The following is a 25,998-nucleotide window of genomic DNA, read 5'->3' on the forward strand; positions in this document are numbered from 1 at the left end:
GGCCGGAGGTTAAAGGAGAGAGCCGCTTTCCGCCCATGCGTAGGGGCTGAAAGCCGCGCGGAGATTGACCGGAGACCGCAATATGCGGTATTTTAACTCTTTTTAGAGTGCGGCAAGTAATGAGCAAAGCTTCAAAATCACCGACCTTCGAAAGCGCACTCGCCGAGTTGGAAAATATCGTCGCCACCATGGAAGCGGGCCAGTTGCCGCTTGAGCAGCTTCTGTCGGCCTATAAGCGCGGTGCGGAGCTTCTCCAGTTCTGTCAGCAGGCGTTGCAGGATGCGCAGCAGCAGGTGCGTATCCTCGAAGCGGGCAGCTTGCAGAATTTCGTCGCTGACACGGATATCCCTCTCCCCAACCCTCTCCCGCAAGCGGGAGAGGGGGCAAACGTGAAGGGCGCTGGTGTTGACCTTGATTGATTTTCAGTCATGGGCTGCGGCCCGGCAACAGCGCATGGAAAACGTGCTGTCCGACGTGCTGCCTCAGCCATCGATTGCGCCTCAGCGCCTGCATCAGGCGATGCGTTACGCCGTGCTTGGCGGCGGTAAGCGCATTCGGCCTTTGCTGGCCTTCGCTGCCGGTGAGGTGGTCGGTGCCGGTCCGCCGTGCATCGATGCGGCTGCGGCTGCGGTTGAACTGATCCACGCCTATTCTCTGGTGCACGACGACCTGCCGTGCATGGACGATGACAGCTTGCGGCGCGGCAAGCCCACCTGTCACCTCGAATATGACGAGGCCACTGCGCTGCTGGTGGGTGATAGCCTGCAAACCCTGGCGTTCCAGCTGCTGGCGGAGCATCCATTGGCAGATGCTCCCGCGGTACAGCTGGAAATGCTGAAGATTCTGGCAGTGGCTGCCGGTTCGCGCGGCATGGCCGGCGGTCAGGCGATAGACGGCGAGAGCGTCGGCAAGACGCTGTCCCTGCCGGAGCTGGAATTCATGCACATCCACAAGACCGGAGCGCTGATCCGAGCCTCGGTGCAACTGGGCGCGTTGTGTGGCAAGGTCCTTGAAAACAGCGAAATGGAGCATTTGCTGCATTTCGCCAAATGTATCGGGCTGGCCTTTCAGGTGGTGGACGATGTGCTCGACGCCGAATCCTGCACTGCCACGCTGGGCAAGACGGCCGGCAAGGATGCCGAAGCCAACAAACCGACCTACGTCACGATACTCGGTGCGAATGCGGCGCGTGCCTTTGCTGCAGATTTGCACCGGGATGCGTTACAGTCGCTTGAAGTATTTGGTGCACGGGCGGAAAGATTACGCCAGATCGCCGATTTCATCGTCAAGCGTCAATTTTGAACAGGTTTTAAGTTATTTACCGCGGAGTGCGCGGAGGTCGCAGAGGAAAGTCATTTAAGCTTTCACTTCCGCATCCTCCGTGCCCTGCGCGGTTGAAGGATTTTTGTGCCAGGTAAGTACTCCCTTCTCGAAGCCATCAACGACCCCGCAGAGTTGCGCGCCCTCGAGCGCAAGCAACTGCCTCAACTTGCCGAGGAGCTGCGCACCTTTCTGATCGAAAGCGTGAGCAAGTCCGGTGGCCACCTGGCCTCCAATCTGGGCGCGGTGGAACTGACCATCGCTCTGCATTACGTGTTCAACACGCCGGACGACCGGCTGGTGTGGGATGTCGGCCATCAGACTTATTCACACAAGATTCTGACCGGGCGGCGCGAAGCCATGGCCACCCTGCGCCAGCTCGGTGGCATCGCCGGTTTTCCCAAGCGCGCCGAGAGCGAATACGACGCTTTCGGTACCGGCCATTCCAGCACCTCGATCAGTGCCGCACTCGGCATGGCGGTTGCGGCTCAGGCGGAAGGCAGCGACCGGCGCGCGGTGGCGATCATCGGCGACGGCGCGATGACCGGGGGTATGGCGTTCGAGGCACTCAACAATGCCGGGGCGATGGACGCCAATCTTCTGGTGGTGCTGAATGACAACGATATGTCGATCTCGGAAAACGTCGGCGCGCTCAACAACTATCTCGCCAAACTGATGTCGGGGCGCTTTTATTCCGCAATGCGCAAGGGCGGCGAGAAGGTGCTGGGGGCTGTACCGCCGATTCTGGAACTGGCCAAGCGCGCCGAAGAGCACATGAAGGGCATGGTCATTCCCGGCACCCTGTTCGAGGAGTTCGGCTTCAACTACATCGGCCCGATCGATGGTCACGACCTTGACGTGCTGGTGACCACGCTGAACAACTTGAAACATCTCCAGGGGCCACAGTTGCTGCACATCGCCACGCAAAAGGGAAAGGGCTACAAGCTGGCAGAAGAGGATCCCTGTCTTTACCACGGAGTGGCCAAATTCAACCCCGAGGATGGGGTAAGGGATGCCAAGGCTGGCGGCAAGGTCACCTACACCCAGGTATTCGGCGACTGGCTGTGCGACATGGCGGCCCAGGACAAGCGCCTTGTCGGCATTACCCCGGCGATGTGCGAAGGTTCCGGCATGGTGCGCTTCGCCCGGGAATACCCCAAGCGCTATTTCGATGTCGGCATCGCCGAGCAGCACGCGCTGACTTTTGCCGCCGGCATCGCCTGTGAAGGGATGAAGCCGGTGGTGGCGATCTATTCGACCTTTCTGCAGCGCGCCTACGACCAGTTGATCCACGATGTCGCGCTGCAGGGTCTGCCCATCGTGCTGGCGATAGACCGTGCCGGGCTGGTTGGCGCCGACGGGCCGACCCATGCAGGCAGTTTCGATCTGTCCTTTTTGCGTTGTGTACCTAACCTGCTGGTGATGGCGCCCTCGGACGAGAACGAGTGCCGCCAGATGCTCTACACTGCATTCATGCACAATGGTCCGTCGGCGGTGCGCTACCCGCGCGGCGGCGGCACGGGTGTAGCCATCCAACAGGAAATGCAGGCACTGCCGATAGGCAAGGGTGAAGTCCGGCGCGAGGGCGAAAAAGTCGCCATTCTCGCTTTCGGCAGCATGCTTGCGCCCGCACTGGCCGCAGCCGAAGAGCTCAATGCCACGGTCGCCAACATGCGCTTCGTCAAGCCACTGGACGAGGAACTGACGCTACGCCTGGCGCAAACCCATGACCTGCTCGTTACGGTCGAAGAAAACGCGGTAATGGGCGGTGCCGGCAGCGCCGTGCTTGAATTTCTGGAGAGTCAGGGCGTGACGGTGCAGGTACTGCAACTCGGTCTGCCCGACCGTTTCGTCGAACATGGCGATCCGGCCAAATTGCTGGCGTCCTGCGGTCTGGACCGGGACGGCATCGTCTGCGCGGTGCGAGCCCGGTTAATTACAAGCCCCGAGTAGCCGAGTAGTTTACTCAACTATTATCAAGTGTTATACTTGGTCTAAATCATTTCAAGGAATTAATCATGACCGACTGCAATGCGACTTGCGATGTGAATTCTCCCGTCTGTGACAAAGACGCCATTGCCGATGTGCAGAACTACGCGGATTCTCGCCAGATTGCCATCGACAAGGTGGGCATCAAATCCATTCGTCATCCGGTCAGGGTTGCTGACAAGAGCGAGGGCGTGCAGCACACCATCGCCATGTTCAACATGAACGTTTATCTGCCGCATAACTTCAAGGGCACGCACATGTCGCGCTTCGTTGAGATTCTCAACAGCGACGCCAATGAGCGCGAGATTTCGGTGGAATCGTTCGAGGCCATGCTGCGCGAGATGGTGCAGCGGCTAGAGGCCGAATCCGGCCACGTCGAGATGAGCTTTCCCTACTTCATCAACAAGACGGCCCCGGTTTCCGGCGTGCAGAGCCTGCTCGACTATGATGTCACCTTCATCGGCGAGATCGTCAAGGGCAAGTACCAGCTCACCATGAAAGTGGTGATACCGGTCACCAGCCTGTGCCCGTGCTCGAAAAAGATTTCCGATTACGGTGCCCACAACCAGCGTTCCCACGTCACCGTGGCGGTGCGTACCAATGAAATGGTGTGGATCGAGGACGTCGTGCGGCTGGTCGAGGATCAGGCTTCATGCGAACTCTACGGCCTGCTCAAGCGGCCGGACGAAAAGTTCGTTACCGAGCGTGCCTATGACAATCCCAAGTTCGTCGAGGACATGGTGCGTGACGTGGCCGCAGCGCTGAATGCCGACAAGCGTATCGATGCGTATGTGATTGAGGCCGAGAATTTCGAGTCGATTCACAACCACTCGGCTTATGCGTTGATCGAACGGGACAAAACGGCAAGCTGAGCAAAAAAACAGGGTGCGCACCATGCACTGTCTGGTGCGTGGGTCGCGCCCTACGTATCCTCTTCACTCTCTTCCAATGGCATGGCGAAATCTCCCTATATTGCTGACGCGAACCCCGCCAACTTCCGTACCCTGGTGCTGGAAAATTCGGAAAAAGGCCCGGTACTGGTGTATTTCTGGTCGCCCCGAGCAGGGCCATGCATGGTGCTGATGCCCAGGCTGGTTCAGCTTGCGCATGAATATGCCGGAAAATTTCTGCTGGTCCTGCTGGATACCGATCAGCACGGCAGGATGGCCAGGGAAGAGTACGGCGTCACCAGCGTGCCGACGGTCAAGTTTTTTCGGCAGGGGCAGGTGGCCCATACCATCCATGGCGCAGAATCCGATGCCGAATTCCGTCGCGCCATCGACAAGTTCGTTGCGCGGCCAAGCGGGGCGTCCCAAGTTGTATTGAGCGCTTTTCGCCAGCAGGGAAATTTGGAGAATGCCTGCAGCCTGCTGGCCAAGGCCGCTCTTGATGACCCGGATAATTTCCAGATTCCGGTCGACCTTGCCAAGCTGCTTCTGCTCAAGGGCGATTACGTCCAGGCTGAGCATCTACTGTTAGCACTGCCGGAAGAGGTGCGAGCCGATGCCGAAATCAGCACCTTGCTGACGCACGCGGGCTTTATTCGTATCGCGCAGGATGCGCCGGATATCGAAACGCTGGAACGGGATGTCGCCGCAGAGCCGAATAACAGCCTGGCGCGCTATCAGTTGAGCGCAGTCAAGCTGGTCCAGGATGATTGTGTCGGTGCGATGGACCAGTTGCTGGAGATCGTACGCCACGACCGGACCTTCCGCGACGATGCTGGCCGTAACGGGCTGATTGCCATTTTCAATATGGTGGGTGGCGAGCACGAACTGGTCGGCCATTATCGTGCCTTGCTGACTGAAGCTCTGCGATAAATTTGATTCATTATTGAAGGTTTCACAGTTGAATTGCCATTCCAGATAGTGGCAGGGACGCGTCAGTATTCCGCTCAATATTTCTTCAGCAGTGTCATGTTAGTCCCGTCCTGCTTAATTTCCAGCCTTTTCAGGAAGCTCATGCCGAGCAGCACGAAAGGCATGCTGCTGTCCTGAACCAGGCCGTCCACCTGATTCAGCGTGATATTGCCCACCCTCACCGTATTGAGAGTGATGCGGTAGGCCGGAACCACGCCATTTGCGGTGGAAACCGCGGCGCGTTCACCGTTGAGGTAGGAAATCCCGAGCCGCTTCGCTTCATCTTTACCCATCGATACCATGGATGCTCCTGTATCTACCATCATGCGCGTGCTGGTGCCGTTGATGTTGCCGGTGGTGACGAAATGGCCCCTCAAATCGCCGGCCAGGACTGCACTCTGGTTGCCACCGCCATCGGCGGAGGGGATAGAGGCGCTTTTGCCCATGCCCAAATTCTGGCGCTTGCCGTCGATTTCCAGTACTGCGGTTGCGGAGTCGGCACTGATCAGTTTGACGCCTTCAGGCGAGGTCTCACCGGCAGCCATTACGCGATGCTTGCCGCCATTGATGCTGACCATGGCCTTGCCACTGAACAGGCCGACCACGTTAACTTCGGTGGCATAGGCACTGTTTGCAGTGCATAGAATAAGCAGGCCGAGCAGGTTAGAATAACGCCATTCTAAATTCATCAGGACTCCTCTAGATCATGCAGATCATGAAACCGGTTGCGATTTTTCGCCATGCGCCCAGCGAGGGGCCAGGCTATTTTGCCACATTTCTCGACACTCACGGCATACCCTGGCAGCTGTTCAGGATCGATGCCGGTGACGCCTTGCCGACACATGTCAGACTCTTCAGTGGATTGGCGTTCATGGGCGGACCGATGAGCGTGAACGACGACTTGCCGTGGATACCCCATTCCCTGGAACTGATCCGGCAGGCGGCGCAGGCCGATATTCCCGTGCTTGGGCACTGCCTCGGCGGGCAATTGATGGCCAAGGCCCTTGGCGGTGCTGTCGGCAGGAATCCGATCAAGGAAATCGGCTGGGGTGAAGTTATGGTGGCGGACAATGCCACCGCCAAGGCCTGGTTCGAAGAGGTGAAAAAATTCGAGGCCTTCCACTGGCATGGCGAGACCTTCACGATTCCACCCGGCGCCACCGGTATCCTGGGTAATGCGCACTGTGTAAACCAGGCATTTGCCATGGGTAAGCATCTGGGCATGCAATGCCATATCGAAATGACCGAAGAGATGGTGCGGGAATGGTGTGCGTTGGGCGAGCAAGAAATTGCTTCCGCCATTACCAGCCCGGCTGTGCAGCAGCAGGCAGGAATTCTGGATAACCTGGCGGAGCACGTGAAGCGCTTGAATGTTGCAGCGCAAAAAATCTATACAAAGTGGATTGAAGGGCTGGTGCGTTAGCTGGAATTGTTTGTTTTGTAGGGTGCGTGCTACTGATGCTAGGCTAGAAACGCTTCATGACGTCCAGGTGCAACTGCCCTTTCGGCAGACCGTGCTGCTGTAGCAGCTCAACAATGCCCTCTGTGCTTGATTCCGGTGCCGTGAGATAGACCTCGAAGCCGGCAAGATCAGGATGATCGGCTACGATCGCTGTGCCTGCGGTTTCCATGTCGCGCAGGCCCACCACCGGGTCGGTGGACGCTTCCCAACTGGATTCGCCGGATAATTTATCCCCCGTCAGTGCCGTGTAACTGAAGTTGTCCAGGGCGTCGAACCAGGAGCGGCACAGGTTATTGAGATAGTGGTTGCCAGGCTGGTGCGCCATCCAGTAGAGGTGCAGGGGCTGTTCAAGTTCCAGGGCGATGGCGTGCTCGATAATGCTTTTGATCGGCGCGAAGCCGGTTTCGTAGGCGACGAAGATGATGGGCCGCTTTGAGCTTTCGTCCAGGGAGAAGTTGCCCCATGGCCCTTCGAGCGTCACCGTTTCAGAGATTTTCAGATGGGTAAAGACGTAATCCGAAAATTGATCGCCCGGCACCCGGCGGATGTGAAATTGCAAGTGCATGGCATTGCATGGGCAGCTGGCAAGCGACTTATTGCGTGGCGGCATGCCGGCGATGGCGAGGCTGAGGTGTTGCCCGGCTAGAAAGCGTAGCGTCTGCGAGCGCGGTGTGCGCAGGTGCAGGATCATGATGTCGTCCTGAATGCGCTCCATCTGCTCAACCTTGGTGGGGATCAGCTGGAGCGGGATATCTTCGATGCCGCCAGCCTCCTTGACCTCTATTTCCAGGTCGGATTGCGCGGCGTTGACGCACAACAGCACATGGCCCTGGGCCTTCTGTGTGTCGGAAAAATGGAAATCGTGTTGCTGGGTTTCGCGTACCTGGCCGGACTTTATCCTGCCACCGCAGCCGCCGCAGGTGCCATTGTTGCAACTGTAGTTAAGTGAGATGCCGGAGCGGAGTGCGGCTTCGAGCACAGTTTCGTTTTTCTCGGCGGTAAACTCTTTGCCGCTGGGCAGGAGGCGAACTTGGAAACTCATAATGCACCGCTGAATAGTAGTGTAATTTAGTCAAGTATACACGATTCGGCTTCTGGAGCCAGCACGAGAGGCTTGCAGCGTCAAAATTTGCCCGGACGCTGCAAGCCGGCTTCGACTTCGTCCCTCTGGGCCTTGCCAGCCAAAACCTCGATCAGCTCCAGGGTGAAATCCATCGCCGTGCCTGGCCCGCGCGAGGTGATGACTTTACCGTCCTTGACCACGGGGTCGTTCTTGTAGGCAGTGTCGGGCAGGTTCATCTTGTCGACGAAGCCGGGAAAGCTGGTCGCCGATTTGCCCGCCAGCAGGCCGGCTTCTGCCAGCACAGCGGGCGCGGCGCAGATGGCACAGGTGTACTTGCCATCCCGGGCCATTTTTTGCAGCAGGGCGATGATGCGGGGATCGTTCTTGAGGTGCGTCATGCCGGGCATGCCGCCAGGCAGCACGATCATGTCGAATTCCTGCTTTAGAGCTTCATCCAGAGTGGTGTCGGCGATCAGGCTAACGCCGCGGCTGGCGGTCACCGGCTTATCGTCGAGTCCGGCAGAGATGACTTCGATTTTGGCGCGGCGCAGCAGGTCGATAATGGTGACGGCTTCGACTTCTTCGCAGCCTTGGGCGAGTGGGACGAGGACTTTAGGCATGTTTTAATCCGTAAAAAGACCAACCGCAGAGGACGCGGAGGAAAACCGATTCCGGTCTTGCCGTACTCTGCGTCCTCTGCGGTGAAAGATTTTAGTCTCTGAAGTTCTGGAATTGCAGCGGAAAGTCTGTGATGGATTTTTTGACCAGCGTGATGGTTTCCTGCAACACATCCCGCTTCGCGCCGGTGACGCGAACGGCCTCGCCCTGGATGCTGGCTTGGACCTTGAGCTTGGAATCCTTGATCAGCTTGACGATTTTCTTCGCCAGTTCGGTTTCCACGCCGGTCTTGACGGTAACGGTCTGCTTGACCTTGTTGCCGCTGATTTTCTCGATCTTGCCCTTGTCCAGGCAGCTTACATCGATGTTACGCTTGCCGAAGGTCTGGTTGACGATGTCGAGCACTTGGTCGAGCTTGAAGTTGTCATCGGCATAGATCGTCAGCACATATTCCGCCTGGTCGACGCGTGAATCCGAGCCCTTGAAATCGAAGCGGCCGCTGATGACCTTGTTGGCTTGGTCAACGGCATTGCGCAATTCCTGCTTGTCTACTTCGGAAACGATATCGAATGTCGGCATGGCTGACTCCCCTTAACCCGCGCAGCAGGTGGATTCGGTGATGAAATGGCAGGCGTAATCCAGCAATTCCACGGTTTCGATGTCGAAGCTGGTGTTGCCCGGCACGCTGAAGCTCTCGCCCGCCTTGTAGGTTTTGCTGTCCTTCTCGCCCGCCAGTTTTACCTTGCAGACTCCGGCATTGATCTCCATCAGTTCCGGCAGGCCGGTGTTGAAAGTAAGGCTGCTTGGGAAAATCACGCCGACGGTTTTCTTGCTGCCATCGGGGAACAATACGGTGTGGGAAATGCACTTGCCGTCGAAGTAGACGTTGGCTTTCTTGACGACGCTGACATTGTCGAACTGGGTCATGAACAACTCCTGAAAAGATTTAACCGCAAAGGCGCAAAGAAAACCGAACTTATATCTCTTCGCGTCTTTGCGGTTAGCGGTTTAACGATTCTGCAACTTCGCCGCGATGCGCAGGCGCAGCGCGTTGAGCTTGATGAAACCTCCCGCATCCGCTTGATTATAGGCGCCGGCATCGTCCTCGAAGGTGGCGATGGTCGAGTCGAACAGCGAGTCGGTCTTGGAGTCGCGCCCGACCACGATGACGTTGCCCTTGTACAGCTTGACCCGTACCCAGCCATTGACGTGCCGCTGGGTGTCGTCGATCAGCACCTGCAAGGCTTTCCGCTCGGGCGACCACCAGTAACCGTTGTAGATCATGCTGGCGTAGCGCGGCATCAGGTCGTCCTTGAGGTGCGCCACTTCGCGGTCCAGGGTGATAGATTCGATGGCGCGGTGGGCCTTGAGCATGATGGTGCCGCCAGGGGTCTCGTAGCAGCCGCGCGACTTCATGCCGACGTAGCGGTTTTCCACCAAGTCGAGGCGACCGATGCCGTGCTTGCCGCCGAGGCGGTTGAGTTCGGCCAGCATTTCAGCGGCTGACAGTTTCTTACCATTGAGCGCGACGGGGTCGCCATTGATGTATTCGATATCCAGATATTCCGCCTGGTCGGGTGCTTTTTCCGGCGACACCGTCCAGCGCCACATATCTTCCTCGGCCTCTGCCGCCGGATTTTCCAGGTGGCGGCCTTCGTAGCTGATGTGCAGCAGGTTGGCGTCCATCGAGTAGGGGGAACCGCCCTGTTTGTGCTTCATTTCCACCGGGATGCCGTGCTTCTCCGCATAGGCCAGCAACTTCTCGCGTGACAGCAGGTCCCACTCGCGCCATGGCGCGATGATCTTGATTTCCGGGTTGAGAGCGTAGGCGCCGAGCTCGAAGCGTACCTGGTCATTGCCCTTGCCGGTGGCGCCGTGCGAGATCGCGACCGCGCCGGTTTCCTTCGCGATTTCGATCAGCCGCTTGGCGATCAGCGGACGGGCGATCGAGGTGCCGAGCAGGTATTCGCCTTCATAAACGGTGTTGGCGCGGAACATCGGGAAGACGAAATCGCGGACGAATTCCTCGCGCAGATCGTCGATATAGATTTGTTCCGGTTTGATGCCGAACTGCAGCGCCTTGTTGCGCGCCGGCTCGAGTTCCTCACCCTGGCCGATGTCGGCGGTGAAGGTGACTACTTCGCATTGATAAGTGTCCTGCAACCACTTCAGGATCACCGAGGTATCCAGCCCGCCGGAATAGGCGAGTACGACTTTGTTGACATTAGACATAACTGATTTCCAATAAAAACAATTCTTAACCACAGAGACACAGAGGCACGGAGAACAGCAAAAAAAGAATTTCTCTGTGTCTCTGTGTCTCTGTGGTGAAAAGGTTTTAACCCGTAATTTTGCCCAGCAGCAGATATTCCATCAGCGCCTTCTGGGTATGTAGCCGGTTCTCGGCTTCATCCCACACCACACTTTGCGGGCCGTCGATCACTTCGGCGGCGACTTCTTCGCCGCGGTGGGCGGGCAGGCAGTGCATGAATACGGCGTCCTTGTTGGCCACGCGCATCATATCGCCATCCACCTGCCAGTCGGCGAAGTCGCGCATGCGCTCTTCGTTTTCAGCCTCGAAACCCATGCTGGTCCACACGTCGGTGGTGACGAGATCGGCATCGCGCGCGGCTTCCATTGGGTCGCGAAATTCTTCGTAGTGGTCGGTGCCATACAGCCCGGCGCGTTCCGGTTCGACTTCATAGCCAGGCGGGGTTGAAACGTGGACGTTGAAATCCAGTACTTCAGCGGCTTGCAGCCAGGTGTTGCAGACGTTGTTGGAGTCGCCGATCCAGGCCACGGTTTTGCCCTTGATATTGCCACGTTGCTCAATATAAGTATAGATGTCGGCCAGGATCTGGCACGGATGGTATTCGTTGGTCAGGCCGTTGATCACCGGCACCCGCGAGTTGGCGGCGAAGCGCTCGATGATTTCCTGCTCGAAGGTACGGATCATCACGATGTCGCTCATGCGAGAGATCACCTGGGCTGCGTCCTCCACCGGTTCGCCGCGGCCCAGCTGCGAATCGCGGGTGTTGAGGTAGATGGCACTACCGCCAAGCTGTTGCATGCCGGCTTCGAACGACAGCCGGGTGCGCGTGCTCGCCTTCTCGAAAATCATCACCAGCGTGCGGTCATGCAGCGGGTGGTAGGTCTGATAGGCTTTGAACTGTTCCTTGATCCGGCGCGTACGTTCGAACAGGTGCTCGTATTCGTCGCTGGTCAGGTCGTTGAACTGCAGGAAATGTTTGATCTGCATAGATGCCACCATGGGCGCATTATTTTTGCGCGAGAAAATCCTTGATCAGCGGCGCGAGCATGTCCACTACTTGCTGTGCCTCGTCGCGCTTCATGACCAGCGGCGGTAACAGGCGTACCACGCTGTCCGCCGTAACGTTGATAATCAGGCCTTGCTCCAGCGCCAGCTTGACCAGATCACCGCAGGGGCGATCCAGTTCGATGCCGATCATCAGCCCGGCACCGCGTACCTGGACAACACCGGTCGTATCTGACAATTGACTGCTCAAGCCATCGCGGATGAACGCGCCGATTTCAGCGGCCTGTTGGCACAGGTTTTGTTCATCGATCGCTTCCAGCGTCGCCAGCGCAGCAGCGCAGGCAAGCGGGTTGCCGCCGAAGGTCGATCCATGGTTTCCGGGCTTGAATACCTCCGCGGCAATGCCTTTCGCCAGGCAGGCGCCGATAGGTACGCCCGAACCGAGAGCCTTGGCCAAGGTCATGATGTCGGGCACGATGCCGGTTTGCTGGAAAGCGAACATGGTGCCGGTGCGGCCGATGCCGGTCTGCACCTCATCCAGCATCAACAGCCAGCCGTGGCTGTCGCAGATGCGGCGCAGCTCTTGCAGATAGGCGGGTTGCGGTATCTGGATGCCGCCTTCGCCCTGCACCGGTTCGACCAGGATGGCGACGATGTTCTGGTTGTGCTCAGCGATCTGGTTGATCGAGGCGATGTCATTGTAGGGTACGCGCACGAAGCCGCTCACCAGGGGTTCGAAGCCGGCCTGCACCTTGCGGCTGCCGGTAGCGGTCAGCGTCGCCATGGTGCGGCCGTGGAAGCTTTTCTCCATCACTATGATGGCGGGTCTGTCGATGCCCTTGTTGTGGCCATAAAGGCGTGCCAGCTTGATCGCGGCTTCATTGGCTTCGGCGCCGGAGTTGCACAGAAATACCTTGTCCATACCGGCCAATTGCGCCAGTTCGGTGCCCAGTTGCTCCTGCTTGGGAATCTGGTACAGGTTGGAGGTATGGATCAGCGTCTTCGCCTGCTCACAGATCGCCTGGGCCAGTCTCGGATGAGCATGCCCAAGACCGTTTACGGCGACTCCGGCGACTGCATCCAGATAGCGTTTGCCTTGTTCGTCCCAAAGCCACACGCCTTCGCCGCGGGTAAAGGCGACGGGCAATCTGGCATAGGTGTTCATTAAATGTGACATATGGTGAGCTGTTGCTGCTTTTAGAGTTGGACAAATGATCGCGCGAAAAATATAAATGCAAACGGCGGCATCAGCCGCCGTGTATTGGTGCGCTCGAAAGCGTTATATTTAGCCAAACAACGGATACTTGCAAGAGAAATTTGCCCTTCAAGCCAACCTCAGGGCGTGGCAAGCAGGTTTGGCCAAGCCAAAACAAATGCCCGGCTAGCTAAAGGCTGCCGGGCAAGCAAAACGGGCGCGCGGCAGCTAGTGCTGCGGCGAGTCTCAGGCCATCGCTTTGACGGCAGCGTTCAAACGGCTCTTGTGGCGTGAAGCTTTGTTCTTGTGCACGATTTTCTTGTCGGCGATGCTGTCGATCACGCTAACCGACTCCAGGTAAACCGCCTTGGCAGCTTCCTTGTCGCCAGCTTCAACAGCCTTGATCACCTTCTTGACTGCGGTGCGGAACTCGGAACGCTGGCTGGTGTTGTGCTCGCGTTGCTTGTCGGACTGTCTTGCACGCTTTCTGGCTTGTGCGCTGTTTGCCATTGATGAAACTCCTTGGATATTACTCTGCGGGGCAGACGAAACGCGCAATAATACTTTTCTTTCATTCGGTTGGCAAGGGCGGCGACAGATCCTTGGTGTTGGCCATTAGTAATCAATAGGTTACTGCTGCTAGTTATCAGGTTTCTGCCACGAGCGGCGCCGATCGCTGTTCTCTTTATTACTATCCTGACCGCGGTACACGCGGTTGGCCGGCTTGCCGGGCAGGTCCGCGCGCTCGCGTTCTGCTCGCTCCCGCTGCGGAGTTGCCTCGGGAACTGAGCGCGTCCAGCCTGGCGTTGCCTCCCCTCTGCGGGGCTCAGGTGTTGCCCGCACCCTTTCCTGTTCTTGAACTGCGCGTGGCGGGGCAATTTCACGCACAGCGTGCGGTGGCGTTGTCGCTTCAGGGACAGAGGTGCGCGGCGCTCTGGGTTCAGCCCGGTCAGTCTGGGCGCGTTCCCGTATCACGTTGCCAGAAGAAGTAGGTTCGGCATCGCGCCGCCTTTCCTTGAAGCGTGGCTGAAACGGAGGGGTGGCGCGTTCCGCCCCGGTCTGAGCGCCGAATTCCGGGCGCGGCAGGTCGTTGGATGGATGTTTTGGCATCTCTACGTAGCGTTGCTCGGGGGCGGTTTTTTTCTCGGACTTGGGCGCTTCAGTACGCCACGGCAGCCTGGACTCACTGGGTGGCCGCGTAGACACCACCGGCCGCGACAGCACACTTTCCGCCGGGCGAACTCCCCTGTGGGCACCGGCCACCAGGCTTGCCGGATCGGGTTGTATCGGCAGAGCGCCCCGGACATGCTCCAGTTCACGGATTTGCGTCACCCGCACCGGCGCATCGTGCACATGGCCTCTGCCGAAGCGCTCCCGTGTCGTGGCAACAACAGCATTGCTCACGCGGGTGTTTTGATAGGTGATGTTGCTCACGTTGACAATCGTGGTTTGCTTAATGACCACGTTATTCACCACCCGTGGGCCATGCCAGCCGCCCCACCAGGGTCTTCCGATGAAACCGGGGCGCCCCCACCACGGGGTCAACGGTTCACCCCAACTGAGCGCCACCCAGCCCACCCCTGAGCCGCCGATGCCGATGCCAACGGACACGCGCGAGCTGACACCGAAAAATGCCACCAAGGCAGGGGCATACACCACTTGTCTGGCCACCGGGCCTGGAGCCCACGCCCAGTAGATGCCCAGATGAACCCAGCGGCCATAATGGAACGGAGCCCATCCCCACGGAGCGTCGTCTATCCAGGTCCACTGATAGTAAGGGTCCCAGACCCACCTGCCGGTGCTGTAGGGTGCCCATCCCGGCGATACTGCGTCGGGTACCCAGACCTGCCCGTAGTCCGGCACTACACGCCATCTGCCATAGTGATCCAGATCGGAGGCGCCAGCGATTCCAGCGGGAAGGTAGCGTTCACTGACCGCATCGACCAGACTCTCCGTGCGCTCGTAATTCCATCGATCCCACTGGTCGAGCTCCGGCGCCACGTAGGTTTTTGCCTGAGCCACGGTGCCACCCTGTACCACGATTTCTTCGGAGGGAAGAATGCTCATGGCCTGCCCACCGGCCGGAACCATCATCGCCCGGCCGCCGCGACGGGTGATGAAATGCACATCCCCATTCACGTCCACCCGGTAATAGCCTGTGCGATCAATGGTGAACACCGCATTGGGTGTATCCACCTCCACCGAAAAGCCTGTGGGAAGCGTGCGCAGATCAAAGGACACACGGCCGGAAGTGATTCTGAACTGAATGAAATCGGCCGTCTGGTTGACGAGCGTGAGTTGCGTATCATCGTCGGCCCGGACAAAGCCTCGTCCCCCCATCTGGAGTTCGAGGTTGCCGTCGCTGCCGACATAGAGTGCATCGCCGGCGGCAAGCGGAGTATTCATTTGCGCCTCCACCCAGTCTTCTGCGCCCAGGCGCGAGAAAGAGACATCCCCTTCGACGTAACTCAGACGCAACGGACTGGCGGCCGCTTTCTGATCATCCTCTTGAGCGAGGGCGGGAAGGCTGCTCATGACGATGAGCAACATGACGGAAAGAGCAGTGATCATTCTGGACAATGGAAACATGGGCGTCGCCTTGGGTAGCCAGGAGCATTTTCCTGGAGTTGCGCGCCGTAAGCCTTGACGCTGGGAAGTAGCTAAACAACGTTACAGCGCAGATACAGTTGACGTTAGGACAGGCTGCTATTGCACATTTTTTGCCGGGTAGCCGACGGATTGCGCAAGGATGATCTCTTGATGACTACCCAGCCCCATTGCTGCGCCAAGCGCTGCTCGATCGATCGACCCGCGCACTACCGTAGCCAAGCCTGCAGAAGTGCAGAAGAGATACACATTCTGGGCAATGAAGCCGGTGTCGGTTGCACTGTAAAGTGCTTTCTGTTCCGCCCCGGCGTCGCTCATCCGGTTGAGGTCCGCCACATAAACCAGGTTCACCGGCACCGTTGCCACAAAATCCTGCACGCCCGTCAGTCCGCGGATGTCGCCGGCTACTACACGCTTCAGCGTATGGGTGATCGGGTTGTAACGATAAACCCCTTCTGCTGTTGCCACGTACACATCGATTTCGCGCCAATCGCGAGCGGAAGGCGCTGTACGCTTGCCCGAGTCGGTCCGGTTCACGCCGTTCGCCGCCCACAACAAATTCGACAGCACCTGCTGTGGCAGCGGTTTGGTGCCGAACTCCCGTGTCGAGTGGCGCTCCTTCAGAACCTGCATCAACGGCTTCCCGCTCTCCATCTGGGGCGGTGGCAGTTTGATGGCATCGGTTTCCTGCGCCCATCCGTTTCCCGTCACGCTCATCATGAATAACCCCGCATATATCCATTTTTCCATGGCCGGTTTCTCCTTGGCAGAACAACAGCAACAATAGTAACTATAGACGCGCGGGGGCGGGGGGCAAGGCGGTGTTTTCCTTCCTGCACGTTTGAGAGGGAGGAAGCTCGATCACACAGGTTGTCGCCTGAAACTCCGTGGTACAGGCGTAAAAAAGCCCCGGCAGGCCGGGGCTTTTTCTTAAACTACTGCAGGTTTACGCAGCTTGAATGTTTGAAGCCTGTTTGCCTTTAGGGCCGGCAGTCACTTCAAAACTGACACGCTGGTTTTCTTGCAAGGATTTGAAACCCCCTGCCTGAATCGCAGAGAAATGCGCGAACAAATCTTCGCTGCCATCATCCGGGGTAATAAAGCCAAAACCTTTTGCATCGTTAAACCATTTCACAGTACCTGTTGCCATTTAATTCACCTCAATATCAAGTTAAAGCCGGCTAAAAATAGCCGGATGAAGACGGGCAAATGCCCAGCCTATCGAACATCAAGGAAAAAAACAGACCAACAATGAGGTACCGCAATTGAAACTTGAATTCCACAGACTTGCATTAAGACTACAGCAAAAACGGTTAAGTTCAATTTATTTTTTCTGGGTGCGCGGCACGTGCGTTCAAGTACGACCCCTGCGATGCTGCCACCGCTGACTCCGTTGCGTCAGCGCGAGCACCAGCATCCCCCTTGTTCGCACAACCCCATCTGGCTTTCGGTCAGGCTCAGGGTCGAGCGCACCGTCTCCGTGCTGGCATCGAACAGTACATCGAAGCGCGCCGGCTCATTCCACTCGTCGCAATAGCGCCATTCCCACACCAATTCGTCTCTCGCCTTGAAATAAACCGTCCATCCCGGCCATGATGGCCCCAGAATGCGCAGCACCTGCTCCTTGCCCATGCCGGCCTGGATGCGGGTAAATGCGCTCCGGTCCATCACGTTCTCGATGCGCTGCAGCCCACCATCCGCTCCGATAAACGCCATATAGCTGTGAACGCCCATCGGCCCTCGTGGATAAGCCAGCTGCAGGGCACCGTCCGGTTCCTGCCAGCGCATCGCCGGTTGCCCCATCACGCGCAGCACATCTTCCAGTCTCGCCTCGCCAGGCTTGAGGCCGCCGCTGTAAGCCGCGCAGCCAGTCAGCAGCAACGCAGCCAGAATCATTGTTAAGCGTTTCATATTTAGCCATTATGGCGGAATTTTTATTCCTAGCCGAGATTCAGGCCGCCGATCCAAAAATGGCGAAGCGTCTATGTATGGCTATATTTAACTCATGGTGGACAGTATCGAGCCGCGTCGGAAAACGGCATTTTGTGTCGGAACTTTTTACATTTTCACCTGATACGCTCCCTGATTCGATTAATTGTTAGTGTATGAATAATATTCAACGCATTGATATTGAATTAGTTGTTGTTTGTATTCTTGCGTATGGCATGGATAATGCTTTTTATAAATTGCAAGACAGCTGATTTAAATTCGGCAGAGAGAAGTCTCAATAAAAACTAAAAGAAGGAGGTGTGTCATGGCTATCACGACGAACATGAGCAGCTACGAAATCGGAACCGATTCGGTAGAGGCGGAGTACGGCGATGAAATCATGTGCGCTGGATGGAACCCCGATGTTGGCCTGGTGTGTCAGAATCTGCTTGAACTGTCCGACACGCATACGACAATACCCGCTGATCTTACGATGGAAATTTCGGAGTTATTCCTGAAAAAGATGTATGCCTGCCAAGAATAAGTTATAGCGGTTTTAAAAGCAGTTAACCGTCTTCGAAACTTACGCGACTTCTTCTTCAGCCTGTTGTTGCAGCGCCCACATGTGTGCGTACACGCCGTCTTTTGCCAGCAGCTCGGGATGCCGGCCACGCTCGACTATGCGCCCGGCATCCATGACCAGGATCTCATCGGCTTCGACCACGGTGGAGAGCCGGTGTGCGATGATCAGGCTGGTGCGGCTCCTGGCGATTTCCAGCAGCTCGGCCTGGATGGCTTTTTCGGTTTTGGTGTCGAGTGCGGAGGTGGCTTCATCCAGAATCAGAATCACCGGATTTTTCAACAAAGTGCGGGCGATGGCGACGCGCTGTTTTTCGCCACCGGAGAGTTTCAGGCCGCGTTCGCCGACCACGCTGTCCCAGCCTTGCGGCAGGGATTCGATGAAGTTCAGGATATGCGCGGCACGGGCGGCAGCGATGACTTCATCGCGCGTGGCATCGGGGCGGCCATAGGCGATGTTGTAGTAAATGCTGTCGTTGAACAGCACTGTGTCCTGCGGTACTACACCGATGGCCGCGCGCAGGCTGTCCTGGCTGATGTGGCGGATGTCCTGGCCATCGATCTGGATGCTGCCTTGGTTAACGTCATAAAAGCGGAACAGCAACCTCGCCAGGGTGGATTTTCCCGCGCCACTCGCGCCCACGGCGGCCACGGTTTTTCCGGCCGGGATGGTGAAGCTGACATCATGCAGAATCGGGCGGTCGGCATTGTAGGCGAAGCTGACGTGCTCGAACTTTACTTCCCCGCCAAGCACGTCCAGCGTGCCTGCATCCGGCGCATCCTCCACTTCCTTGGGGCGATGCAGCAGGATAAACATGCGTTCCACATCGGTCATGGACTGCTTGATCTCGCGGTACATCACGCCGAGAAAGCTCAAAGGCTGAAACATCTGCAACAGAAAGGCGTTGACCATGACCAGATCGCCCAGCGTGAGCGTGCCTTCCACCACGCCGTTCGCTGCGCGCAGCACCATTAGCGTGACGCCGATGGCGATGGTGCCAGCCTGCGCCGCGTTCAACAGACCGAGCGAACGCTGCGACTGCAAGGCTACCCGCTCCCATTCCGCCAGACTGGTATCGTAGCGCGCAGCCTCATAGCGCTCGTTGCCAAAATATTTCACCGTTTCATAGTTCAACAGGCTGTCGATCGCGCGGCCATACGCTTCGGAATCCAGCGCGTTGGCGCGGCGCACGAACTGCGTGCGCCAGTCGGTGATGGTCACGGTAAAGCCGATATACGCCGCCAGCGTCACCAGCGTAATCAGCCCGAATACCCAGTCCAGCTTGACGAACAGAATGACCGCCACCATCAGGATTTCCAGCACGGTCGGCGTGATGCGGAACAGCAAGTAGCCTACCAGACTGGAGATCGCCTTGGTGCCGCGTTCGATGTCGCGGGTGATGCCGCCGGTCTGGCGCTCCAGATGAAAGCGCAGCGACAGCGCATGCAGGTGTTCGAACACTGCCATGCTCACCCGGCGCATGGCACGCTGCGTGACCTTGCCGAACACCACATCGCGCAGATCGGCAAACGTGGTGCTGGCAAAGCGCAGCAGGCCATAGGTGATGATCAGCGTCAGCGGCAGAACCAGGTCGGCACGCGACTTGTCCAGCGCATCGATGATTTCTTTCAACACCAGCGGGACCATCACCGCCGCCAGCTTGGCGCCGATCAGCAAGGCCAGGGCCAGCACTACCCGGCCACGGAATTCCCACAGATAGGGGAACACGCGGCCGATCGAACGCAAATTGGCCTGGCCGGGCTGAGACTTTGTACTGGAATGGGAATGTTCGGATAGGGACATCGGGTCTTTGGAATCTCTGTTAGCCAGTTTTATCATTGTTTCCATGCATCGCACGAAAGCAAACACAGGGGGTCATTATTTCACACCGCGCAAAATCTGCTCAACTTTGCTTTACCTTGCCGCCACAGGGGATAATAATTCGAGCAAGGTCGCACACAAAGGAGCCTCGCCATGAGCCACAAGCATATCAACCTGCTACGCGCCATCTTCCATGATCCGGTCAGCGGCAACATCCACTGGCGCGAAATCGAATCCTTGCTGCACCACTTGGGCGCCAGCGTCACCTCTGCTCACGGCGCACGCTTCCACGCGACGCTAAATGGTTACGAGGAATTCCTGCACCACCCCCATCAAAGCAATGTCTGCGACAAAATGCTGATCAAGCAGCTGCGCGAATTCCTCGCCCGGGCAGGAGTGACGCCGTCGAGTTACGAGAGCGATGCATAACACAGACGCTAATACGGTCGGGCTGTGATGTGGCGCGGCGGTGGCAGATCAACTACCCACCAGCCCGCTTCACGACCCAGCCCTGCTTCTTGAGGTTTTCGATCACAAAATCACAGTGATCGCCCTGGATTTCAATCACCCCATCCTTCACCGTGCCACCAGAGCCGCACGCCGTTTTGAGCTGCTTGCCCAGTTGCGCGAGCGCAAGAACATCCAGCGTAAGCCCCTTGATCAGGGTAACGCCTTTCCCTTTGCGGCCTTTGGTCTCTCTGGAGACTCGCACAATACCGTCAGACACAGGGATAGCTGTGTTTCGGTTGCAAATACACTCGGCAAGAGATTTCCGGCACTCAGGACACATTTTCCCGTGCTCGGTGGAATAGACGAGCCCGCCTGTTGCTTTATTGTTTTTCATAAACTTCCGATGGCATTGTTCGCTCTCATGCCGCTATTGTAGCGCCACTGCAGCGATAACCAATTACCCGGATACTGCTATATTGAAGCGAGTGGCCTATCTTTGAGAGTGACGATGAGTATCTTGATCGCACATGCAGCCCTGCGGCGCATGGCTGTGGCGGCGCTGTTAACGGTGGTTCTGCCCGCCATGGCGGGTGATAAAAAACGGGAGGGCATGGACATGATGTTGACATCCACGGTGTTTTTCCAGGGCGGCATGATCCCGCAACGCTATACCTGCGATGGGTCGGATATCTCTCCGCCATTGGCCTGGTCCGGATTGCCGACAGGAACAACAAGTCTGGTTCTGATTGTAGATGACCCCGATGCGCCAGATCCGGCCGCGCCTAAGATGACTTGGGTGCATTGGGTGCTGTATAACCTGCCGCCGATTGCGGGTGAATTGCCTGAGGGTGTTCCGGCAAAGGTGCTGCCACAAGGGACGTTGCAAGGGGTGAACGACTGGCAGCGCACGGGTTATGGGGGACCTTGCCCGCCCGTGGGACGCCACCGCTATTTTTTCAAGCTGTATGCGCTGGATGCTGTTCTGCCGGATTTGGGCAGACCTGCCAAAGCGGTGGTGGAAAAGGCAATGCAGGGGCATATTCTCAGCCATGCGGAGTTGATAGGGCAATATCAGCGCAGCCGATAGCCTTATTCGGCGTTATGCTCCAGCGTGATGCCGACCAGTTCGATGATGACGCCCAAGGCGAGCAACAGGGCACCCTGCCAGACTTCCGGGGCGAGAAACATCAGGATTGCGCCCAGCACCACCATGACTAGTGCGCCAGTTCGGCGGATGCGTTTGTTTTTGATCATGTCGGATCGCCTTCTGCTATTTTTAACAGTATAGAGGTTACGCAAATTTAAGGAAGCAATCAGGGAGAGCATCATGGCTATCATCGGGATCGACCTCGGCACTTCCAACTCCGCAGCCGCCGTGCTGCGCGGCGGTCGGCCAGTCATCATACCCAGCTCCGAGGGAGTGAGCCTGGGTGGCAAGGCATTTCCCAGCTATGTCGCAGTGACCGCCGACGGGCAGGTGCTGGTCGGCGAGCCGGCGCGGCGCCAGGCGGCGTCGAATCCGGAAGGCACCGCCACCGCTTTCAAGCGGCAGATGGGGCGCCGCGAGAAGGTCCGCCTGCGCAATAACGAGTATACGCCCGAGCAGTTGTCCGCCTTTCTCCTGCAAAAAATCAAGCGCGACGCCGAAGCCTTCCTGGGCGAGCCGGTAACCAAGGCGGTGGTGACCGTCCCCGCCTATTTCGACGATAACCAGCGCAATGCCACCAAGGACGCCTGCAGTATCGCCGGTATCGAGGTGGAGCGACTGGTGAACGAGCCCACCGCAGCCGCTCTCGCCTACGGTCTCGACCGGCTGGGCCAGGAACTGCGCATCGCGGTGATCGACTTCGGCGGCGGCACGCTAGACGTGACCATCATGGAGTTCGGCAAGGGCGTGTTCGAGGTGAAGAGCACTTCGGGCGATACCCAGCTCGGCGGAACCGACATGAACCAGCGCATTTTCGAGTACCTGGCCGACCGCTTCAGGACGGAATCCGGCATCGATGTGCGCGGCGACCGCAAGGCCGCTGCGCGTTTGCTCGAAGCCTCGGAGATGGCCAAGATCGAACTCACCGCCAGCACCACCGCTCACATCAGCCTGCCTTACATCGCTTCCTCGGGTGGGGAGCCGCGCCATCTCGAGCTGGATTTGACGCGCACCGACCTGGAGCGGGTGGTGCGCTCCGTGACCGAGCGCTGCCGCGGGCCGGTGGAGCAGGCGCTGAGGGATGCCGGCATCACCCCGCGCGATGTCGACCGCATCGTCTTTGTCGGCGGGCCGACCCGGATGCCGTCGGTACGCACTTTCTTTGAGGACATGTTCGGCCGCAAGGCGGAAATGGGGGTCGACCCGATGGAATGCGTCGCTTCCGGCGCGGCGATCCAGGCTGGCGTGCTGTCGGGCGAGGTGGGCGATATCGTGCTGGTGGACGTGACGCCGCTGACGCTAGGCGTTGAAACCCTGGGCGGCGTCGCCACCCCCTTGATCACGCGTAACACGCCGGTGCCGGTGAAGAAATCCGAGATTTTTACCACCGCAGCCGACATGCAGACCAGCGTCACCATCCATGTGTTCCAGGGCGAGCGCCCGATGGCTCCGGACAACGCCAGCCTGGGGGAATTCAACCTCGACGGTCTGGCGCCTGCGCCGCGCGGCATGCCGAAGATCGAGGTGACGTTTGATATCGACTCGAACGGCATCCTCAACGTCAACGCCAGGGATACCTCCACCGGCAAATCCCAGTCGATCCGCATTACCGGCTCGACCCGGCTTTCCGATAGCGAGAAGCAGCGCATGATCCGGGAGGCCGAACAGTACGCCGATCAGGACAAGAAACGACGCGAGGAAGTGGACAAGCTGAACGCAGCAGATTCCGTCTGCTACCAGGCGGAAAAGATGCTGGCGGATTTCGGCGACAAGCTCACCGCCGAACTCAAGGGCAGGATCGAGGCCGCGCTGCGCGAGGTGAAGGAAGCCTTGACCAGGCGCGATGCCCAGCTTGCCACCGAGCGTGCTGAAGCTTTGCAGAAGGTGCTGAAGGAAGCCGGGGCGGTGATCTATTCCCAGACGCCGAACGCCGGCGTGTACGCACAGACCCCTTATCAAGGGGCAGAGGCTGAACAAGGTGCTCCTGCCGGCGAAGCCCGACCAAGTGGCTCCGGGCCGCGTGGCAGGGTGGTGGATGCCGAATATAAAGAGGCAAGGTAGAGCAAGCGATTAAAAAACAACGATTCACCGCAGAGGACGCCGAGGACGCAGAGGAACCCCAAAAAAGAAGAATTATAGACACGCGCCGATTTTTACTTTGGGTGAGTTTTTGGTGGCCTGTTTTAGACTTTGAACTCCTCTACGTCCTCCGCGTCCTCTGCGGTTAAATCGCTTTGTCAAAGCCAATAAATTCATGATGAAGGAATCATCATCGCAACCGCCCAACGCGATTACTACGAGGTGCTTGGTGTTCCGAAAAATGCCGACGGCAAGGCGATCAAGGACGCCTTTCGCAAGCTTGCACTGCAGTACCATCCCGACCGCAACAAGGAGCCGGGCGCCGAGGAGCGCTTCAAGGAAATCGCCGAAGCCTACGCAGTGCTTTCCGACCCGAAGAAGCGGTCTGAATATGATGCGCGCGGGTTTGAGGGCGTGGCCGGGTTCAGCCGCGAGGATCTATTCGGCGGCATCGATTTCGAAGACCTGTTCGGCGGCCTCAATTTCGATTTCGGTCCGGGCGGAGGGCTGTTCAATCATTTCTTTCACCGTCGCCAGGCCGGTCCGGTGCACGGGTCGAATATCGAGGTCGAGCTGACCATCCCGCTGGAGAGGGTGGTTTCCGGCGGAGAGGAGAAGGTTCGCCTGCCTTATCAGACAGCCTGTTCGGCCTGTCACGGCAGCGGCGCGGCAGCAGGCACTCAGCCACGGGTTTGCAGCGCGTGCAACGGCACCGGCCAGCAGACCACCCGCCGCCGCGAAACCCGCGACAAAAGCAATGTTCTCATCCAGCAGATCAGCGTTTGCCCGGCCTGCCTGGGCAGGGGCAGCGTGATCGACAAGCCCTGCCCGTCTTGCGGCGGCACGGGCAAGACAACGCACGAAGAAGTCCTGAGCGTCACGATTCCGGTCGGGGTGGAGGAGGGGATGGCCCTGCGCATTCCAGGCCGCGGCATGCCGAGCCGGGAGCAGGGTGGGCAGTCGGGGGACCTGTTCGTGGTGGTGCGCAGTGCGCCCGATCCGCGCTTCGAGCGCGATGGCGCCGATCTCTGGCGCAGCGAGACGATCACGGTGGCTGACGCCGTTCTGGGCACAAAGCTCAAGGTACCGACCCTGGACCGTTCTGCCGAAGTCACCATCCCGCCGGGTACGCAGCATGATACGGTGCTGCGCGTTCGCGGCAAGGGGCTGCCCGAATTCGGAGGCCGGAAACATGGAGATCTTTTCCTGCGCATCCGGGTGCATATCCCGGAGCACCTTTCGGCCGAGGAGCGGGAACTGTACCAGAAGCTGCGCGATTTGGCCGGCGAACCGCACCGCAACAGCTGGTGGCATCTGTAGGAAATGTAAGGCGGACTATTTCTTTTTCCGGGGATGCAAATGGAATTCAAGGATTATTATCAGATCATGGGGGTGTCGCGCGATGCTGCCCAGGACGAAATAAAGCGCGCGTATCGCCAGCTGGCACGCAAATATCACCCGGACGTCAGCAAAGAGCCGGATGCCGAAGTGCGCTTCAAGGAAGTCGGAGAAGCCTACGAGGTGCTAAAGGATCCGGAAAAAAGGGCCGCTTATGATCAGCTTGGTTCGAGCTGGAAATCGGGCCAGGATTTTCGTCCCCCTCCCGACTGGAATGCCGGTTTCGAGTTTTCCGGCGGCTTTGGCGGGGACGGCGCGGAGGACTTCAGCGATTTCTTCTCGACCCTGTTCGGCGGCGCGCCCCGCCAGCGCGGTTCTGGTGGCTACAGGACACGGGGGGAGGATCATCACGCAAAAATTCTTATCGACCTGGAAGATACCTTCTCCGGCGCTGCCCGCACCCTCACCTTGCGTGCGCCACAACTTGATCCGCAGGGCCGCATGGTGGTGGCAAACCGTACACTGACCGTAAACATCCCAAAAGGTATACGCGCAGGCCAGCACATCCGGCTCGCCGGTCAAGGCACGCCGGGCATAGGTGGCGGAACGGCGGGTGATCTTTATCTGGAGGTGGATTTCAAGCCCCATTCCCTCTATCGGGTAGATGGCCGCGACCTCTATCTCGATCTGCCGCTAGCGCCGTGGGAAGCGGCGCTGGGGGCAGAGGTCACAACGTCCACGCCGGGTGGGAGCGTGCAGGTCAAGGTGCCGCCAAACACCCAGGCAGGGCGCAAGCTCAGGCTCAAGGGCCGGGGCATTCCGGGGAATCCGCCGGGCGATCTCTACCTGGTACTGCAAGTGGTGCTGCCCGGCGCAGACAGCGAACGGGCCAGGGAAATTTACCTGACCATGGCGCGCGAGCTGGCTTTCAACCCTCGCCGGACATTGGGAGTATAGAACATGGATGAAATACTGACCGGCGTGGTGGTGGACGAGACCGGCCTTACCCTGGCCGAATTCGCCTGCGCCTGCGGCACCGACGCAACGTGGGTGCTGGAGCTGGTGGCTGAAGAGGTTCTGCATCCGGCAGGCGGCGACCCGGAGGGGTGGCGTTTCGGCGGACAGGAACTCACACGTGCCCGCCGTTTTCAGCGATTGCAGCGCGATCTGGGGGCGGATCTGGATGCCGCAGCCGTGATCATCGAACTGCTTGACGAGATCGATCGCCTCAAAGGGCAGTTGCGTCGTGCGGGGATCGAATGAG

At 58.4% G+C, this 25,998-nt stretch carries 29 protein-coding genes; 13 read left to right on the plus strand and 16 right to left on the minus strand.

Annotated elements, in window-relative coordinates:
• The first annotated feature begins 119 nt into the window (after positions 1-119).
• The 5 genes from SCT_RS03680 (at position 120) to SCT_RS03700 (ending at position 5,129) form a co-directional block, all read left to right on the plus strand.
• A complete protein-coding gene (locus SCT_RS03680; protein ID WP_082098167.1) occupies positions 120-419 on the plus strand; it encodes an exodeoxyribonuclease VII small subunit in 300 nt (99 codons plus the stop codon).
• The gene (locus SCT_RS03685; protein WP_059419191.1) at positions 412-1,302 is read left to right on the plus strand and encodes a polyprenyl synthetase family protein; all 891 of its coding nucleotides are present in this window, start codon (positions 412-414) and stop codon (positions 1,300-1,302) included. The genes SCT_RS03680 and SCT_RS03685 overlap by 8 nt, the downstream gene beginning before the upstream one ends.
• A 105-nt stretch (positions 1,303-1,407) precedes the next feature.
• The gene (gene dxs, locus SCT_RS03690) at positions 1,408-3,273 is read left to right on the plus strand and encodes a 1-deoxy-D-xylulose-5-phosphate synthase (protein WP_059419193.1); all 1,866 of its coding nucleotides are present in this window, start codon (positions 1,408-1,410) and stop codon (positions 3,271-3,273) included.
• 65 nt (positions 3,274-3,338) lie between these two features.
• On the plus strand, positions 3,339-4,181 hold the full coding sequence (gene folE2 / locus SCT_RS03695) for a GTP cyclohydrolase FolE2 (RefSeq protein WP_059419195.1): 843 nt from the start codon (positions 3,339-3,341) through the stop codon (positions 4,179-4,181).
• Positions 4,182-4,262: 81 nt separating this feature from the next.
• The gene (locus tag SCT_RS03700) at positions 4,263-5,129 is read left to right on the plus strand and encodes a tetratricopeptide repeat protein (RefSeq protein ID WP_059419197.1); all 867 of its coding nucleotides are present in this window, start codon (positions 4,263-4,265) and stop codon (positions 5,127-5,129) included.
• Between the two features lie 74 nt (positions 5,130-5,203).
• Here the strand turns inward: SCT_RS03700 and SCT_RS03705 are convergent, their stop codons facing one another.
• Positions 5,204-5,857 carry a TIGR02281 family clan AA aspartic protease gene (locus SCT_RS03705; protein WP_059419198.1) on the minus strand — a complete coding sequence of 218 codons (654 nt, stop codon included), beginning with the start codon at positions 5,855-5,857 and terminating at the stop codon, positions 5,204-5,206.
• 26 nt (positions 5,858-5,883) lie between these two features.
• Between SCT_RS03705 and SCT_RS03710 the strand changes: the two genes are divergently transcribed.
• On the plus strand, positions 5,884-6,591 hold the full coding sequence (locus SCT_RS03710) for a type 1 glutamine amidotransferase (RefSeq protein ID WP_059419430.1): 708 nt from the start codon (positions 5,884-5,886) through the stop codon (positions 6,589-6,591).
• A gap of 43 nt (positions 6,592-6,634) precedes the next feature.
• Here the strand turns inward: SCT_RS03710 and SCT_RS03715 are convergent, their stop codons facing one another.
• From SCT_RS03715 to SCT_RS03770, 12 genes are all read right to left on the minus strand, one after another.
• Positions 6,635-7,672: a 2Fe-2S iron-sulfur cluster-binding protein gene (locus SCT_RS03715; RefSeq protein ID WP_059419200.1), complete on the minus strand. Its 1,038-nt coding sequence runs from the start codon at positions 7,670-7,672 to the stop codon at positions 6,635-6,637.
• Positions 7,673-7,752: 80 nt separating this feature from the next.
• The gene (locus SCT_RS03720) at positions 7,753-8,313 is read right to left on the minus strand and encodes a DJ-1 family glyoxalase III (protein WP_059419203.1); all 561 of its coding nucleotides are present in this window, start codon (positions 8,311-8,313) and stop codon (positions 7,753-7,755) included.
• 91 nt (positions 8,314-8,404) lie between these two features.
• Positions 8,405-8,890 carry a YajQ family cyclic di-GMP-binding protein gene (locus tag SCT_RS03725; protein ID WP_059419206.1) on the minus strand — a complete coding sequence of 162 codons (486 nt, stop codon included), beginning with the start codon at positions 8,888-8,890 and terminating at the stop codon, positions 8,405-8,407.
• 12 nt (positions 8,891-8,902) lie between these two features.
• On the minus strand, positions 8,903-9,238 hold the full coding sequence (locus tag SCT_RS03730) for a pyrimidine/purine nucleoside phosphorylase (protein WP_059419211.1): 336 nt from the start codon (positions 9,236-9,238) through the stop codon (positions 8,903-8,905).
• 81 nt (positions 9,239-9,319) lie between these two features.
• Positions 9,320-10,543: an argininosuccinate synthase gene (locus SCT_RS03735; protein ID WP_059419216.1), complete on the minus strand. Its 1,224-nt coding sequence runs from the start codon at positions 10,541-10,543 to the stop codon at positions 9,320-9,322.
• Between the two features lie 106 nt (positions 10,544-10,649).
• Positions 10,650-11,570, minus strand: a complete 921-nt coding sequence (argF, locus tag SCT_RS03740) for an ornithine carbamoyltransferase (RefSeq protein WP_059419432.1) — start codon at positions 11,568-11,570, stop codon at positions 10,650-10,652.
• A 19-nt stretch (positions 11,571-11,589) separates the two neighbouring features.
• The gene (locus SCT_RS03745) at positions 11,590-12,765 is read right to left on the minus strand and encodes an acetylornithine transaminase (protein WP_059419217.1); all 1,176 of its coding nucleotides are present in this window, start codon (positions 12,763-12,765) and stop codon (positions 11,590-11,592) included.
• Between the two features lie 264 nt (positions 12,766-13,029).
• Complete coding sequence (gene rpsT / locus SCT_RS03750) at positions 13,030-13,293, minus strand: 30S ribosomal protein S20 (protein ID WP_059419223.1); 264 nt, start codon at positions 13,291-13,293, stop codon at positions 13,030-13,032.
• A gap of 129 nt (positions 13,294-13,422) precedes the next feature.
• Complete coding sequence (locus SCT_RS03755) at positions 13,423-15,372, minus strand: DUF6600 domain-containing protein (protein ID WP_059419225.1); 1,950 nt, start codon at positions 15,370-15,372, stop codon at positions 13,423-13,425.
• Positions 15,373-15,489: 117 nt separating this feature from the next.
• Positions 15,490-16,140: a SagB/ThcOx family dehydrogenase gene (locus tag SCT_RS03760; RefSeq protein ID WP_237759600.1), complete on the minus strand. Its 651-nt coding sequence runs from the start codon at positions 16,138-16,140 to the stop codon at positions 15,490-15,492.
• A gap of 196 nt (positions 16,141-16,336) precedes the next feature.
• Positions 16,337-16,540, minus strand: a complete 204-nt coding sequence (locus SCT_RS03765; protein ID WP_009205186.1) for a cold-shock protein — start codon at positions 16,538-16,540, stop codon at positions 16,337-16,339.
• 248 nt (positions 16,541-16,788) lie between these two features.
• Positions 16,789-17,301: a hypothetical protein gene (locus tag SCT_RS03770; RefSeq protein WP_059419226.1), complete on the minus strand. Its 513-nt coding sequence runs from the start codon at positions 17,299-17,301 to the stop codon at positions 16,789-16,791.
• 343 nt (positions 17,302-17,644) lie between these two features.
• Between SCT_RS03770 and SCT_RS03775 the strand changes: the two genes are divergently transcribed.
• Positions 17,645-17,863, plus strand: coding sequence for a hypothetical protein (locus tag SCT_RS03775; RefSeq protein ID WP_059419228.1), 219 nt, complete (start codon positions 17,645-17,647; stop codon positions 17,861-17,863).
• 39 nt (positions 17,864-17,902) lie between these two features.
• On the opposite strand, the gene SCT_RS03780 is transcribed toward SCT_RS03775, so the two are convergent.
• A complete protein-coding gene (locus SCT_RS03780; protein ID WP_059419436.1) occupies positions 17,903-19,702 on the minus strand; it encodes an ABC transporter ATP-binding protein/permease in 1,800 nt (599 codons plus the stop codon).
• Between the two features lie 171 nt (positions 19,703-19,873).
• Between SCT_RS03780 and SCT_RS03785 the strand changes: the two genes are divergently transcribed.
• A complete protein-coding gene (locus tag SCT_RS03785; RefSeq protein ID WP_059419230.1) occupies positions 19,874-20,149 on the plus strand; it encodes a hypothetical protein in 276 nt (91 codons plus the stop codon).
• A gap of 52 nt (positions 20,150-20,201) precedes the next feature.
• Here SCT_RS03785 and SCT_RS03790 read toward each other — a convergent pair whose 3' ends face one another.
• Positions 20,202-20,564 (minus strand): translation initiation factor Sui1, encoded by a 363-nt coding sequence (locus SCT_RS03790; RefSeq protein ID WP_059419233.1) that lies wholly within the window; start codon positions 20,562-20,564, stop codon positions 20,202-20,204.
• A gap of 216 nt (positions 20,565-20,780) precedes the next feature.
• Here SCT_RS03790 and SCT_RS03795 point away from each other — a divergent pair, with 216 nt between their 5' ends.
• Entirely contained in the window at positions 20,781-21,257 is a 477-nt protein-coding gene (locus SCT_RS03795; protein WP_059419438.1) for a YbhB/YbcL family Raf kinase inhibitor-like protein, read from the plus strand.
• 2 nt (positions 21,258-21,259) lie between these two features.
• Here SCT_RS03795 and SCT_RS17395 read toward each other — a convergent pair whose 3' ends face one another.
• Entirely contained in the window at positions 21,260-21,424 is a 165-nt protein-coding gene (locus SCT_RS17395) for a hypothetical protein (protein ID WP_189799642.1), read from the minus strand.
• 73 nt (positions 21,425-21,497) lie between these two features.
• Here SCT_RS17395 and dnaK point away from each other — a divergent pair, with 73 nt between their 5' ends.
• The 4 genes from dnaK (at position 21,498) to SCT_RS03815 (ending at position 25,997) form a co-directional block, all read left to right on the plus strand.
• A complete protein-coding gene (dnaK, locus tag SCT_RS03800) occupies positions 21,498-23,378 on the plus strand; it encodes a molecular chaperone DnaK (RefSeq protein WP_059419235.1) in 1,881 nt (626 codons plus the stop codon).
• Positions 23,379-23,618: 240 nt separating this feature from the next.
• Complete coding sequence (locus SCT_RS03805; protein ID WP_202812111.1) at positions 23,619-24,716, plus strand: DnaJ C-terminal domain-containing protein; 1,098 nt, start codon at positions 23,619-23,621, stop codon at positions 24,714-24,716.
• Between the two features lie 39 nt (positions 24,717-24,755).
• Positions 24,756-25,691 (plus strand): DnaJ C-terminal domain-containing protein, encoded by a 936-nt coding sequence (locus SCT_RS03810; protein WP_059419439.1) that lies wholly within the window; start codon positions 24,756-24,758, stop codon positions 25,689-25,691.
• A gap of 3 nt (positions 25,692-25,694) precedes the next feature.
• Positions 25,695-25,997, plus strand: coding sequence for a chaperone modulator CbpM (locus SCT_RS03815; protein ID WP_059419239.1), 303 nt, complete (start codon positions 25,695-25,697; stop codon positions 25,995-25,997).
• Position 25,998 lies beyond the last annotated feature (1 nt).

Source organism: Sulfuricella sp. T08, assembly GCF_000971475.1.
Classification (GTDB): Bacteria; Pseudomonadota; Gammaproteobacteria; order Burkholderiales; family Sulfuricellaceae; genus Sulfuricella.

Coding starts and splice junctions, on each gene's coding strand:
- SCT_RS03680 (WP_082098167.1), top strand. CDS start 120: ATGAGCAAAGCTTCAAAATCACCGACCTTCGAAAGCGCACTCGCCGAG.
- folE2 (WP_059419195.1), top strand. CDS start 3,339: ATGACCGACTGCAATGCGACTTGCGATGTGAATTCTCCCGTCTGTGAC.
- SCT_RS03700 (WP_059419197.1), top strand. CDS start 4,263: ATGGCGAAATCTCCCTATATTGCTGACGCGAACCCCGCCAACTTCCGT.
- SCT_RS03705 (WP_059419198.1), bottom strand. CDS start 5,857: ATGAATTTAGAATGGCGTTATTCTAACCTGCTCGGCCTGCTTATTCTA.
- SCT_RS03710 (WP_059419430.1), top strand. CDS start 5,884: ATGAAACCGGTTGCGATTTTTCGCCATGCGCCCAGCGAGGGGCCAGGC.
- SCT_RS03715 (WP_059419200.1), bottom strand. CDS start 7,672: ATGAGTTTCCAAGTTCGCCTCCTGCCCAGCGGCAAAGAGTTTACCGCC.
- SCT_RS03720 (WP_059419203.1), bottom strand. CDS start 8,313: ATGCCTAAAGTCCTCGTCCCACTCGCCCAAGGCTGCGAAGAAGTCGAA.
- SCT_RS03725 (WP_059419206.1), bottom strand. CDS start 8,890: ATGCCGACATTCGATATCGTTTCCGAAGTAGACAAGCAGGAATTGCGC.
- SCT_RS03730 (WP_059419211.1), bottom strand. CDS start 9,238: ATGACCCAGTTCGACAATGTCAGCGTCGTCAAGAAAGCCAACGTCTAC.
- SCT_RS03735 (WP_059419216.1), bottom strand. CDS start 10,543: ATGTCTAATGTCAACAAAGTCGTACTCGCCTATTCCGGCGGGCTGGAT.
- argF (WP_059419432.1), bottom strand. CDS start 11,570: ATGCAGATCAAACATTTCCTGCAGTTCAACGACCTGACCAGCGACGAA.
- SCT_RS03745 (WP_059419217.1), bottom strand. CDS start 12,765: ATGTCACATTTAATGAACACCTATGCCAGATTGCCCGTCGCCTTTACC.
- rpsT (WP_059419223.1), bottom strand. CDS start 13,293: ATGGCAAACAGCGCACAAGCCAGAAAGCGTGCAAGACAGTCCGACAAG.
- SCT_RS03755 (WP_059419225.1), bottom strand. CDS start 15,372: ATGTTTCCATTGTCCAGAATGATCACTGCTCTTTCCGTCATGTTGCTC.
- SCT_RS03760 (WP_237759600.1), bottom strand. CDS start 16,140: ATGGAAAAATGGATATATGCGGGGTTATTCATGATGAGCGTGACGGGA.
- SCT_RS03765 (WP_009205186.1), bottom strand. CDS start 16,540: ATGGCAACAGGTACTGTGAAATGGTTTAACGATGCAAAAGGTTTTGGC.
- SCT_RS03770 (WP_059419226.1), bottom strand. CDS start 17,301: ATGAAACGCTTAACAATGATTCTGGCTGCGTTGCTGCTGACTGGCTGC.
- SCT_RS03775 (WP_059419228.1), top strand. CDS start 17,645: ATGGCTATCACGACGAACATGAGCAGCTACGAAATCGGAACCGATTCG.
- SCT_RS03780 (WP_059419436.1), bottom strand. CDS start 19,702: ATGTCCCTATCCGAACATTCCCATTCCAGTACAAAGTCTCAGCCCGGC.
- SCT_RS03785 (WP_059419230.1), top strand. CDS start 19,874: ATGAGCCACAAGCATATCAACCTGCTACGCGCCATCTTCCATGATCCG.
- SCT_RS03790 (WP_059419233.1), bottom strand. CDS start 20,564: ATGAAAAACAATAAAGCAACAGGCGGGCTCGTCTATTCCACCGAGCAC.
- SCT_RS03795 (WP_059419438.1), top strand. CDS start 20,781: ATGGACATGATGTTGACATCCACGGTGTTTTTCCAGGGCGGCATGATC.
- SCT_RS17395 (WP_189799642.1), bottom strand. CDS start 21,424: ATGATCAAAAACAAACGCATCCGCCGAACTGGCGCACTAGTCATGGTG.
- dnaK (WP_059419235.1), top strand. CDS start 21,498: ATGGCTATCATCGGGATCGACCTCGGCACTTCCAACTCCGCAGCCGCC.
- SCT_RS03810 (WP_059419439.1), top strand. CDS start 24,756: ATGGAATTCAAGGATTATTATCAGATCATGGGGGTGTCGCGCGATGCT.
- SCT_RS03815 (WP_059419239.1), top strand. CDS start 25,695: ATGGATGAAATACTGACCGGCGTGGTGGTGGACGAGACCGGCCTTACC.